13 protein-coding genes are annotated in these 12,087 nt (G+C 66.7%); 1 reads left to right on the forward strand and 12 read right to left on the reverse strand.

The genetic code is table 11. The annotated features are described in order from the left end of the window. Positions 1-64 precede the first annotated feature (64 nt). Positions 65-916: a 3-hydroxybutyryl-CoA dehydrogenase gene (locus C665_RS00910; RefSeq protein ID WP_004265849.1), complete on the reverse strand. Its 852-nt coding sequence runs from the start codon at positions 914-916 to the stop codon at positions 65-67. 301 nt (positions 917-1,217) lie between these two features. Between C665_RS00910 and C665_RS00915 the strand changes: the two genes are divergently transcribed. Continuing rightward, complete coding sequence (locus C665_RS00915) at positions 1,218-1,931, forward strand: GntR family transcriptional regulator (RefSeq protein ID WP_004265851.1); 714 nt, start codon at positions 1,218-1,220, stop codon at positions 1,929-1,931. Between the two features lie 202 nt (positions 1,932-2,133). Here the strand turns inward: C665_RS00915 and C665_RS00920 are convergent, their stop codons facing one another. The 11 genes from C665_RS00920 to C665_RS00970 form a co-directional block, all read right to left on the reverse strand. Continuing rightward, positions 2,134-2,709: a hemerythrin domain-containing protein gene (locus C665_RS00920; protein ID WP_004265854.1), complete on the reverse strand. Its 576-nt coding sequence runs from the start codon at positions 2,707-2,709 to the stop codon at positions 2,134-2,136. Positions 2,710-2,729: 20 nt separating this feature from the next. Beyond that, positions 2,730-3,443: an ABC transporter ATP-binding protein gene (locus tag C665_RS00925; RefSeq protein ID WP_004265867.1), complete on the reverse strand. Its 714-nt coding sequence runs from the start codon at positions 3,441-3,443 to the stop codon at positions 2,730-2,732. Then, entirely contained in the window at positions 3,436-4,212 is a 777-nt protein-coding gene (locus tag C665_RS00930; RefSeq protein ID WP_004265868.1) for an ABC transporter ATP-binding protein, read from the reverse strand. Before C665_RS00930 ends, C665_RS00925 begins: the two co-directional genes overlap by 8 nt. Beyond that, positions 4,209-5,174: a branched-chain amino acid ABC transporter permease gene (locus tag C665_RS00935; RefSeq protein ID WP_004265870.1), complete on the reverse strand. Its 966-nt coding sequence runs from the start codon at positions 5,172-5,174 to the stop codon at positions 4,209-4,211. The genes C665_RS00930 and C665_RS00935 overlap by 4 nt, the downstream gene beginning before the upstream one ends. Positions 5,175-5,178: 4 nt before the next feature. After that, positions 5,179-6,045 (reverse strand): branched-chain amino acid ABC transporter permease, encoded by an 867-nt coding sequence (locus C665_RS00940; protein ID WP_004265873.1) that lies wholly within the window; start codon positions 6,043-6,045, stop codon positions 5,179-5,181. Between the two features lie 106 nt (positions 6,046-6,151). After that, positions 6,152-7,324: an ABC transporter substrate-binding protein gene (locus C665_RS00945; RefSeq protein WP_004265875.1), complete on the reverse strand. Its 1,173-nt coding sequence runs from the start codon at positions 7,322-7,324 to the stop codon at positions 6,152-6,154. Between the two features lie 155 nt (positions 7,325-7,479). Beyond that, positions 7,480-8,268: a 2-oxo-3-hexenedioate decarboxylase gene (gene dmpH / locus C665_RS00950; protein WP_004265878.1), complete on the reverse strand. Its 789-nt coding sequence runs from the start codon at positions 8,266-8,268 to the stop codon at positions 7,480-7,482. A 29-nt stretch (positions 8,269-8,297) separates the two neighbouring features. After that, on the reverse strand, positions 8,298-9,080 hold the full coding sequence (dmpE, locus tag C665_RS00955) for a 2-oxopent-4-enoate hydratase (RefSeq protein WP_004265883.1): 783 nt from the start codon (positions 9,078-9,080) through the stop codon (positions 8,298-8,300). A gap of 14 nt (positions 9,081-9,094) precedes the next feature. Continuing rightward, a complete protein-coding gene (locus C665_RS00960; RefSeq protein ID WP_004265886.1) occupies positions 9,095-10,555 on the reverse strand; it encodes a 2-hydroxymuconic semialdehyde dehydrogenase in 1,461 nt (486 codons plus the stop codon). Between the two features lie 145 nt (positions 10,556-10,700). Continuing rightward, positions 10,701-11,630 (reverse strand): catechol 2,3-dioxygenase, encoded by a 930-nt coding sequence (locus C665_RS00965; protein ID WP_004265889.1) that lies wholly within the window; start codon positions 11,628-11,630, stop codon positions 10,701-10,703. 97 nt (positions 11,631-11,727) lie between these two features. Then, positions 11,728-12,087 carry a 2Fe-2S iron-sulfur cluster-binding protein gene (locus tag C665_RS00970; RefSeq protein ID WP_004265891.1) on the reverse strand — a complete coding sequence of 120 codons (360 nt, stop codon included), beginning with the start codon at positions 12,085-12,087 and terminating at the stop codon, positions 11,728-11,730.

A 12,087-nucleotide genomic window follows, 5' to 3' on the forward strand; every position in this document is an offset into this window, starting at 1 on the left:
CAGCAAAACGCCACCTTGGAGGTGGCGTTTTTTCTTGTGCGGCCGCGCCGTGCGCGGCCGACGCTCACTTGTAGTCGTAGAAGCCCTTGCCGCTCTTGCGACCGAGGTAGCCCGCCTCGAGCATCTCGACCAGCAGCGGCGCCGGGCGGTACTTGGGGTCCTTGGTGCCTTCATAGAGGACCTGCATGACCGCGAGCTCGACGTCCAGGCCGATGAGGTCGCACAGCGCGAGCGGGCCGATGGGGTGGTTGCAGCCGAGCTTCATCGCCTCGTCGATCTCGGCTGCGGTCGCCAGGCCCTCGCCGAGCGCGAACACCGCCTCGTTGATCATCGGGCACAGCATGCGGTTGACCACGAAGCCCGGACTGTTCTTGACCTTGATCGGCGTCTTGCCGATCGCCTTCGCGACGTCCTCGACCGCGGAGTAGGTCGCCGCCGAGGTCTGCAGGCCGTTGATCAGCTCGACGAGCGCCATCACCGGCACCGGGTTGAAGAAGTGCATGCCGATCACCTGGCCGGGACGCTGGGTGCCGGCGGCCAGGCGGGTGATGGAGATCGACGAGGTGTTGCTGGCGAGAATCGCCTCCGGCTTCACGATACGGTCGAGGTCGGCGAAGATGCGCAGCTTGAGATCGACATTCTCGGTCGCCGCCTCGATCACTAGGTCGCAGTCGGCGAGCGCATCGAGCGAGCTCACGGTGGTGATGCAGGCCATCGCGGCGTCCTTCTGCGGCGCGCTCATCCTGTCCTTCTTGATGAGGCGGTCGAGGCTGGCCGAGATGGTCGCGAGCCCGCGCTGCACCTGCGCCTCGGCGACGTCCATCATCACCACCTTGCGCCCCGCGACCGCGAACGCCTGGGTGATGCCGTTACCCATCGTGCCCGCACCCACCACTCCGATCTTGCCGATACTCATCGCCTTCGTTCTCCGCACAGGATTTTGGTCGACGCAACGGCCGCCGGACGACGGTCTCCATACCGCTGCGTATGCGCGGGGACTTTAGCGGATTCCGCGGGCGGGTGCCAGCGTCGCGCGGCCGCACAGCGGGAGGATCGAAAGGCGCTCCACCCAAGCGTTTCTCGATGCTCGGCAGCTCGGGCGAAGCGCTGCAAGCAAGCCGGCTTTTCGATCATTTCTCGATATTTTTCTTGTGAGTCCCCCGGGGCAGCGGCTACATTAGAGAGGCCTCCATCCGTCCCCCTTCCTCTCCAAGATCATGCTCCACACCTCGCCTCCCTACGCCGTCCGCCAAGAAACCGAGGTCGCCGAACCGAAGACGCTGGTCGAGGCGGCCTATCGCAGCCTGCGCCGCAACATCATCGAGGGCCGCCTGTCGCCGGGCGAGAAGCTGCGCATCGAGCACATCAAGAACGACTACGGCGTGGGGGGCGCGACGCTGCGCGAGGCCCTCTCGCTGCTCACCTCGGATGCGCTCGTGGTGTCGCAGGGCCAGCGCGGCTTCCGCGTCGCCCCGGTCTCGCTCGAGGACCTCGCCGATATCACCGAGACGCGGGTGATGCTCGAGTGCAGCGCGTTGCGCCAGTCGATCACGCTCGGCGACGAGGCCTGGGAGGCCGAGCTCACCGCCGCCTTCCACCGCCTCACGCGCGCGGAGGAGAAGCTCGCCGAAGGCAACAATCGCGAGCAGTGGGAAGAGCGCAACCGCATCTTCCACGAGGTGCTGATCGCCGCCTGCCCCTCGCGCTGGACCAAGCACTTCCTGTCCATCCTCTATCACCAGGCCGAGCGCTACCGCCACCTCTCGCTGCGTCGCAGCGACGGTACGCGCCGGCTGCACGACGAGCACGCCGCCCTGTTCGAGGCCGCGATGGGGCGTGACGCCGAGACTGCCACCCGCCTGCTCGGCGAACACATCCGCCTGACGCTGCAGTCGGTCAGCCTCGACAAGGCCGCCACCGCCAGCCACTGAGCCGGCCACCCGGGCTTGCCGCCGCACAGCGGCGAACAGTCAAAAAAATGGCCCGCCGAAGCGGGCCAAACCCGAAATCACCTCTGCGCGGGCGCGCAGAAGGCAACCACGACGAACTGCTCGATTTCGGGGAGGGAGAGCCTGGGATGGAGAGGGCCGCGGGGCGCGCGAAGCCTGCGGCCATCTCCGCCGGAGCGTGTGCTCAACCGCCGCCCAGCCCGACCGGCGCCGGGGCGGTGTTGACGATGCGGGTGAACAGCGCCGCGTACTTGCCCGCCGGTCCCTGCCAGGGGTTGTCGTTGGCGAGGAAGGCGGCGTCGATGTGCGCCCAGTCCTCCGCGCTCAGGTGCTTCCGGGCGAGCGGGAAGATCAGGTGCTCCTCGGTGTTCATGTGCTGCCACTCGTGCTCGATGTAGGTCTTGAGCGCGCCCTGGAAGCCCGCCAGGCCGGATTCGCCTTCGCGCCGGTAGGCCTCGAGCGCCGCACGCAAGGTGGCCATGCGCGCATCGCCCTCGCGGTGCTCGGCCTCCAGGCGCTCGATGATCGGCAGCGCCTCCGCGCTGCGCTCGCGCAGGCGGGCGAAGAGGTAGCTGTCCTCCTTGGGGTGGTGCACCTTCTCCGGGACCATCTCGATGTACTCGATCATCGACGCCATCAGCTCGAAATCGGGCTTCAGCCGCCCCGCCTCGATCGAGGCGACGAGCCCGCGCAACCCGCTCAGCATCGCGGCGAGGGCGCGGTGCTCGTCATGGATGATGTCCAGCGACTTGTTGCTCATGCTTGGTTTCCTCCTTGCTCTCAGACGCCGAGATGCTTCTGGATCAGCTCCGGCTGGGCGCGGATCTCGTCGCTGGTGCCGTCGAATACGACCTGCCCCTTGACCAGGATCATCGCGCGGTCGCAGATGCTGGTGACCGCGCCGTGGTTCTTGTCCACGATCACGGTGGCGATGCCGGTCTTGCGGATCTCCTTGACGATGCGCCAGATCTCCATCGCGATCAGCGGCGCGAGGCCCTCGGTGGCCTCGTCGAGGATCAGCAGATCGGGGTTGGTCATCAGCGCACGGCCAATGGTGAGCATCTGCTGCTCGCCGCCCGAGAGCTGCCAGCCGCCGTTGTTGATGCGTTCGCCCAGGCGCGGGAAGGTCTCCATCACGCGGTCGAAGGTCCACTCGCGGCGACCATCGACGCCGGCGCGCGCCGACATCAGCAGGTTCTCGCGCACGCTCAGGCTCTTGAAGATGCCGCGCCCTTCCGGCACGTAGGCGATGCCCTGCTGCGCGGTCTGGAACGTGCGCGCCCTGGTGTAGTCGTCGCCGCGCACGAGCACCCGACCGTGCCTGGGGCGGACGATCCCGAGCATGCTCTTGATCAGCGTGGACTTGCCCATGCCGTTACGGCCCATGAGGGCGATGCCCTCGCCTTCGCGGATGTTGAAGTCGATGCCGTGCAGGATGTGACTCGCACCGTAGTAGGTGTGGATCTCCTTGGCTTCGAGCAGCATGTTAGACATGGAAGCTGTCCTCCGTACCCAGATAGGCCTGCTGGACGGCCACGCTGGCCTTGATCTGCGCGGGCGGCCCGCACTCCAGCAACTGCCCGTTGACCATCACCGTGATCATGTCGGCGACCGCGAACACCGCATCCATGTCGTGCTCCACGAGCAGGATGCCGCGCGTCTGGCGCAGGCGCTTGAGCACCTCGACCATGCTCGCCGACTCCTCCGAACCCATGCCGGCGAGCGGCTCGTCGAGCAGCAGCACCTGCGCGTCGGTGGCCAGCACCATGGCGATCTCGAGCTGGCGCTGCTCGCCATGGCTGAGCACGCCCGACACCCAGTCGACGCGCTTGCCCAGGCCGGCCTCCTCGATGCAGGCGCGCGCCTTCTCCAGCGCCCACTTCTGCTCCATCGCCTTGCTGAAGAGGCGCCACGGTTGCTGGCGGCGCGACTGTGCGGCCAGGCGCACGTTCTCGAGCACGGTGAACTGCGGGAAGATGTTGGTGCGCTGGTAGCTGCGCCCGATCCCCACCTGCGAGCGCTGCGCCGCGGTAAGCGCCGTGATGTCCCTGCCGAGGTAGTGGATGCGCCCCTCGGACGGCGGCAGGTCGCCCGAAAGCATGTTGATGCAGGTCGACTTGCCGGCACCATTGGGGCCGAGCAGCACATGGATCATCTGCCGCTCGAGCGTCACGCTGATGTCCTGGTTCGCCACCAGACCGCCGAAGCGGCGGGTCAGCTTGTCCGCCTGCAGCAGGACTTCGTTCTTCGTCGTCACGCTCATTTGGCGTCTCCTCCCTGCAGGGCGCGCTTGATACGGCCCGGAACGCCGGCCAGGCCACCCGGCAGGAACAGCACGACCGCGACGATCACGCCACCCATCAGCAGCTGCCAGTACTTGGTGATGTCGGCGAAGATCTCGCGCATCGCCTCGAAGGCGAAGGCCCCCGCGATCGCGCCGGCGAGATTGCCCATGCCGCCCAGGATCACCATCAGCAGCACGTTGCCCGACTCGTGCCAGGACAGCAGCTCCGGGGTCACGAAGCCGGACAGCACGGCGTACAGAAAGCCCGCCAGCCCGCCGAGCGCGCCGGCCAGCGTGAAGGCGCCGAGCTTGTAGCGGAAGGTGTAGTAGCCGAGCGACTGCATGCGGTGCTCGTTGCTCTTGATGCCCACCAGCACGCGGCCGAAGGGCGACTGCAGCACGCGCGCCAGGAACAGATACACCAGCACCAGCACCGCGAGCACGAAATAGAACATGTGCACTTCGTTGGTGAGGTCGAACGGCTCCCAGCCGAAGATGGACGCAGAGGGCTTGTTGTTGAGGTACTTGCCGTCCGAACCGCCGCCGAGCGGGGTGTCGTGGAAGATGAAGTAGGCCATCTGCGCGAAGGCCAGCGTCACCATGATGAAATAGATGCCCTTGGTGCGCAGCACGAAGAGCCCGATCACGAAGGCGGCGAGCGCGGACAGGCCGACCGAGGCGGGCAGCACGTACCACAGGCTGGCCGCCTCGTACTCGGGGCTCAGGATCGCCACCGCGTAGGCGGCGATGCCGAAGTAGGCCGCATGGCCGAAGCTGACCAGGCCGGTGAAGCCCACCAGCAGGTCCAGGCTCATGGCGAAGATCGCCATCACCAGCACCTTGCCGACCATCTCGATGTAGAAGGACTCGCCCGACAGCGGCACGCAGGCCACGATCGCGAGCGCGACCAGCTTGGGAATCAGGGAAGCATTTGCGTTCATGGTCTCAGCCCTTCTTCAGGATGCCTTCGGGGCGCCACAGCAGGACCACCGCCATGACCACATACACCACGATGCCGGAGAGCTCGGGGACCAGGACCTTGCCGAAGGTGTCGGCGAAGCCCACGATCAGCGCGGCGACGAGCGCGCCCCACACCGAGCCGATGCCGCCGATGACCACGATCACGAAGGAGATGATGAGCACGTGGCTGCCCATGTTCGGGAACACCGACGAGATCGGCGCGGCCAGCATGCCGGCGAGCGCGGCGAGCGCGACGCCGAGCGCGAACACGACCCGGTAGATCATGTTGATGTTGATGCCGAGCGCCTCGACCATGCCGCGGTCGTCGTTGCCGGCGCGGATCATCATGCCCAGGCGGGTGCGCTGGATCAGGTAGTAGAGCGCGACCGCGAGCACGATGCAGATCGCCGAGATGGCCAGCCGGTATACCGGATAGCTCATGACCTCGGTGAGCTGGATCGAGGCGTCGAGGAAGGCGGGAATCGCCACCCCGTGCACATCGTCGCCCACGAGCAGGCTGCGCAGCTGCTCGAAGATGAGAATGAGGCCGTAGGTGAGCAGCACCTGCTCGAGGTGGTCGCGCTTGTACAGGTGGGAAAACAGCGCCCACTCCAGGAAGGCGCCGAAGGCCAGCGCCAGCGGGATGCCGAGCACCACCGCCAGCACCAGGCTGCCGGTCGCGCTGGTGAGCACGAAGGCCAGGTAGGCGCCGATCATGTAGAAACTGCCGTGCGCCAGATTGATGATGCCCATGATGCCGAACACCAGCGTCAGTCCGCTTGCCACCAGAAAAAGCAGCAATCCGTACTGCAGCGAGTTCAGCGTCTGGATCAGGAAGCTTGCGAAATCCATGACACTCCCCCTCCCGGCAGGCATGCGCCTGTCAGGATCGATCAGGGTTCAAGAAGGAACGGGATTGGGGGGCGGCCCGAGCGGCCGCCCCTGCGAGGCTGAAGGCTTACATCTTGCAGCCGCGGGCGGGATCCTCGAGGCCCTTGGAGACGACCTCGAGCATCACGTTCTGATCACCCTTGACCTGGCGCATGTAGATGTCCTGCACCGGGTTGTGCGCCTTGGACAGCGTGAAGGCGCCGCGCGGGCTGTCGATCTTGGCGGACTCCATGCCCTTGATGATCTCTTCCTGCTTCTCCGGATCGCCGCCGGCGGCCTTCAGGCCGGCCTCGTACATCTGCGCGGCGTCGTAGCCCTGCACCGCATAGACGTCGGGCTGGAGCTTGTAGGTCGTGGCGTACTTGGTGCGGAAGGCCGCATCCTTGGCGTGGGTCAGGCCGTCGGCGTAGTGCAGTGTGGTGAGCAGGCCCTCGCCCGCTCCGCCCATCGCACCGAGGTTGCCGTCGGTGAGGAAGCCCGGGCCGTACAGCGGGATGCTGTTCTTGAGACCGGCCGCGGCATAGTCGGCGACGAACTTGGCGGCGCCGGCGCCGGCGAAGAAGACGAACACCGCATCGGGCTTGGCCGCGGCGATCTCGGTCAGGAAGGGCTGGAACTCGACGTTGGGGAACGGCAAGGTCATTTCCTTGACGAGCTTGCCGCCCCCCTTCTCGAAGGCTTCCTTGAAGCCGGCGACCGACTCCTCGCCGAAGGAGTACTTCCAGGTCACCGTGGCGACGTTCTTGATGCCCTTCTTCGCAAGCGCCTCGCCCATCGCGTAGGACGGCTGCCAGGCCGAGAAGGACGAGCGGAAGATGTAGGGCGAGCACAGCGGGCCGGTCAGCTCGTTGGCGCCGGCGTTGGGGACGATCATCAGGGTCTTGGTGTCGCGGGCCACCTTGGCCATGGCGAGCGCGACCCCGGAGTGGACGGTACCGACCAGCACGTCGACCTTGTCGCGCGAGACCAGCTTCTTGGCGTTCTCGGTCGCCTTGGCCGGGTTGGACTCGTCGTCGACGGTGAAGTATTCGACCTCGCGGCCGCCGAGCTTGCCGCCGTTCTCGTCGACGAACTGCTTGAAGCCGTTGGTGATCGCGGTGCCGAGCGCGGCGTAGGTGCCGGTGTAGGGCAGCATCAGGCCGACCTTGACCTTGTCGGCCGCGTTCGCGGCGCCGATGCCGGCAGCGGCCAGCGCGAGGGTCAGGGCGAGGTTGCCGGCGAGTTTGAACGTGCTCTTCATGATGTCTCTTCCTTGCAGGTGGGTTGGATTCGTGCGTCTTCTGGACGACGCATCGTCTTGCGGATTCGGTCGGCCCCGTCGCGGCACGGGCTGTGCCGCGACGGGGCTGGAAACGCGGCCGCCGAGGCGGCCGCGCGCCGACGAGGGCGGAGGCCTCAGATGAAACGGGTGCTGACGCTGCCGAGCGACTGGATGCGCAGGTTGACGCTGTCGCCGGCCTGCACCGAGACCGCCTCGGTGACGCCGCCCGACAGGATCATGGTGCCCGCGGGGATCTCCTCGCCGCGCGCGCCGAGGTGGTTGGCCAGGGCCGCGATCGCCGCCGCCGGGTGACCGAGCACCGCGGCGCCGGCACCGACCGCCACCGGCTCGCCGTTCTTCTCGAGGACCACACCCAGGGTGCGCAGATCCAGGCCGGCGACCGGCGCCGCCTGGCCGCCGAGCACGAAGCGGGTCGACGAGCAGTTGTCGGCAATCACGCTCTTGAGGTCGAACTTGAAGTCCTTGTAGCGCGAATCGATGATCTCGATGCCGGGCATGACGAAGTCGGTCGCCGCGAGCACCGCGCCGATGTGGCAGCCGGGGCCCTTGAGCGCGCGCTTGGTGACGAACACGATCTCGGGCTCGACCTTCGGGTGGATCAGCTCGCTGGTCTTGATCTCGCCACCGTCCGGCACGCTGAAGTAGTCGACGAGCCAGCCGAACACCGGGGTGTCGACGCCCATCTGCTTCATCTTGCCGCGCGAGGTCAGGCCGGCCTTGAGGCCGACCACGCGGTTGCCGCGCGCCAGCTTGCGGCGCAGGATCTCGGCCTGGATCGCGTAGGCGTCGTCCCAGTCCATGTCGGGATGGGCCTCGGTGATCTTCACCACTTCGAAGGCCTGCAGTTCGGCGTTCTCGAGGTGTTCGGCCAGTTGTTCGATGGTTTGCTGATTCAGTTTCATTGGAAGTTTCCTGTTGGATTGGGGGCGGGTCAGACGAAGCGCACCGAGCAGCCGCCGATGCCGCCGATCGTCATGCGCAGGTTGTCGCCGCGCGCCACCGGGACCATGGCGCCCATGGCACCCGAGAGCACGATGTCGCCGGCCTTGAGCGCGATGCCGAGCGAGCCGAGCATGTTGGCCAGCCACACCATGGCGTTGACCGGATGGGCCATGGTGGCCGCGCCGGCGCCGGTGACGACGATCTCGCCGTTCTTCTCCAGCACCATGCCGGCGAGCGCGAGGTCGAGGTCGGCGATGTCGACCAGCTGGTCGCCGAGCACGAACACGCCGCACGAGGCGTTGTCGGCCACGGTGTCCTGGATCTTGATCTTCCAGTCCTGGATGCGCGAATCGACGATCTCGAAGCAGGCCATCACGCCTTCGGTGGCAGCGAGCACGTCGGCCGCGGTGACGCCCGGGCCCTGCAGGTCCTTCTTGAGCAGGAAGGCGATCTCGCCCTCGGCCTTGGGCTGGATGAGCGTGTCCATGTCGACCGACTCGCCCTCGTTGAAGACCATGCTGTCGAGCAGGTAGCCGAAGTCGGGCTGATGCACGCCCAGCATGTTCATCACCGCCTTGCTGGTGACGCCGATCTTCTTGCCGATGACGCGGTCGCCCTTCTCGAGGCGGCGCGCGATCATGCGCTGCTGCACGTGGTAGGCGTCCTCGATCGTCATGTCGGGATGCGCGGCGCTCAGCGGCGCGATCGGCGTGCGCGCGACGAGCGCGTCGTAGAGCGAATCGCCCAGGGCTTCGATGGTTTTCTGGTCCATGTACGATCTTCCTATTACAGCTTGATGCAGACGTTCTTGAGGTCGGTGTAGAACTCGAGCGAGTGCACGCCGCCTTCACGGCCGATGCCCGACTGCTTGGAGCCACCGAAGGGGGTGCGCAGGTCGCGCAGGAACCAGCTGTTCACCCACGAGATGCCCACTTCCATCTTCTGCGCGACGCGGTGGGCGCGCGAGACGTCCTGCGTCCAGATCGCGCAGGCCAGGCCGTACTTGTTGTCGTTGGCCTTCTCCAGCACTTCCTCCTCGGTATCGAAGGGGGCGATGTGGCAGCACGGCCCGAAGATCTCTTCCTTGATCACGCGGGCGGTTTCCGGCAGGCCGGTCCAGATGGTCGGCTGCACCCAGCAGCCATCGGCGAGTTCGCCCGGCATCTGGGGCACGCCGCCACCGGTCACCACGGTCGCACCTTCTTCCACGGCGACCTTGTAGTAGGACAGCACCTTCTCCTGATGCTTCTTGCTGACCAGCGGGCCGAAGTTGGCGGCCGGATCGTCCGGCACGCCGATCTTCATGCCTTCGGCGCCGGCCTTCAGGGCGGCGACGAACTTGTCGAAGATCGGGCGCTCGACATAGACGCGCTCGGTGCCCAGGCAGACCTGGCCGCAGTTCAGGAAGACGGAGCGCAGGGTGCCTTCGATGGCCTTGTCGAAGTCGCAGTCGGCGAACACGATCGCGGCGTTCTTGCCGCCCATTTCCAGCGACACCGGGCGCGAGCCGTTGGCCGCCGCCTTCATGATGACCTCGCCGGTGCGGGTCTCGCCGGTGAAGGTGAGCGCGTCGACGTCCGGGTGGGCGGTCAGGAAGGCGCCGGCGGAGTTGGCGCCGAAGCCGTTGACCACGTTGTAGACCCCCTTGGGGATGCCGACCTTGTTCATCACCTCGCCGAGCAGCGCGGCGGTGCGCGGGGTGTCTTCCGAGGGCTTGACGACCACGGTGTTGCCGCAGGCCAGCGCCGGGCCGACCTTCCAGGTCATCAGCAGCAGCGGCAGGTTCCACGGGCAGATCACGCCGACCACGCCGACCGGACGGCGATAGCCGTAGTTGATCGCCTTGCCGCCGTCGGGCGTCGTCATCTCGAAGAACTCGGTCGGAACGTTCTTGACCATGTCCGCGAAGACCTTGAAGTTGGCCGCACCGCGCGGGATGTCCACATGCGAGGCCATGCTCTTGGGCTTGCCGGTGTCGGCGCACTCGGCCTCGAGGAAGTCGTCGAAGCGGTTGTTGATCTCGACCACCAGGGCCTCGAGCAACTCGATGCGCTTCTGCAGCGACATCGAACCCCAGGGGCCCTTCAGCGCGGCCTTGGCGGCCTTGACGGCGGCGTCGACTTCCTTCTCGCCGGCTTCGGCGACCATGCCGATCACCTTGTTGTTGATCGGGTTGCGGTTCTCGTACCACTTGTCGGTGGCGACGTATTCGCCGTCGATGAAGTTGAGGATCTTGTCAGCGATCATGATTTCTCCCGTTACGTTTTCGAACGTTGCTGGATTGTGTTGCCGCTTTTCGTCGTGGCCTCGTCGGGCGGGCGGCGTCGGGGATGGGGTCGGGGGGTGCGTCCTGGCGCATGCCCGGCGCGATGCGCCGGGCATGCGGACCAGGTCAGGTCACGACGGTCAGGAAGCGCTCGTTGAGCTTGCGGTCGTGGTAGAAGATGCCGGCGCCGACCTCGTCGAAGGTCCAGGTGATCGGCGCGTGGTCGGGATAGGTCTCGTAGCCGCCGCAGAAGGTCTCGAAGCGGTTGCCCGAGGGGTCGAAGGCGTAGATCGTCGAGCCGCGGGTGATGCCGTGGCGGGTCGGGCCGATGTCGATCGACACCCGGTTCATCGACATGATGTCGGCCGCGCGCAGCACCTTCTCCCAGCTGTCGAGCAGGAAGGACAGGTGGTGCAGCTTGCCCGGCTCGGGGTGGGCGACGAAGGCCAGGTCGTGCGCCTTGTGCGAGCAGGAAATGAAGGTGGCGAGCAGGGACTTGCCGTCTTCGAGCAGCACGCGCTCGACGAGGTGGAAGCCGAGCACCTCGGTGAACAGCTTGAGGTTCTCCTCGAGGTTCGGGCCGTAGAGCAGGCAATGGTCGAAGCGGTGCGGAGCGATGCCGTGCTCGGAGGCGGCGATCCACGGATCCGGGTTGGTGTAGGGCTGGCCGTTGCCGACGTCGGTCTTTTCGGCATACAGCTCCATGACGTGGCCGGTCGGGATGGTGAAGCGCACGCGCTCGCCGGTCTCGAGCAGTTCGCCGGCCGGGATGCGCTCGGTGGCGACGCCGTAGGCCTGCAGGTCCTTGTCGAGTTGCTCGAGCGTCGCCTTGTCCTTGACCTTGAAGCCGATCAGGTCCACGCCGGCACGGTCGGCCTGGCGCAGGATCACGCTATTGTGGTCGCGCTCGTCCCAGGCCTTGAAATACACACGGCCGGCTGCATCGCGGCCGGTCTCGACGAGCCCGAGCACGTCCTTGTAAAAGGCCACGCTTTCATCCAGATCCAGCACGCGCAGCTGGATGTGGCCAGGACGCATCACTCCGGTAGTTGCCATCTTGCATCTCCTCTCAGGGGTCACGGACGGGGTTGCGGGCGCCTCGTGCGACCCGCGCTCCCCGGGTTCTCATGCGGCGGGTCGCGCCCGCCTGTTTCTACGACTGCCTTGCGTCCGCGGCCGCCGCTGACGGCGTCGCGCACACGTTCTTCTTCATCTTGCCGAGCACCGCCAGGCGGAGGTCCGACAGCGGCTTCACGCGGCAGGCGAGGACGATGCCGGCGGCCTCCTCCTCGGCACTGACGTAGGCCCGGCTCATCACGCGCTTGCTGTACTCGCCGGCCTCGACCTGCACCTTGCACACGCCGCAACCGCCGCCGCGACAGCCCACCGGGATGCCGCGCTTGCCAAGCCGCTCCATGCCCGCGAGCAGGGTCTCGTCCTCACGGCAGCGGTAAACCTCGCCGGTCTCGACGATGGTCACCTGGTGGAAGACCTTCGGCGCGGGGGCGTTCAT

Origin of the sequence: Thauera aminoaromatica S2, assembly GCF_000310185.1 — a bacterium.
Classification (GTDB): domain Bacteria; phylum Pseudomonadota; class Gammaproteobacteria; order Burkholderiales; family Rhodocyclaceae; genus Thauera; species Thauera aminoaromatica.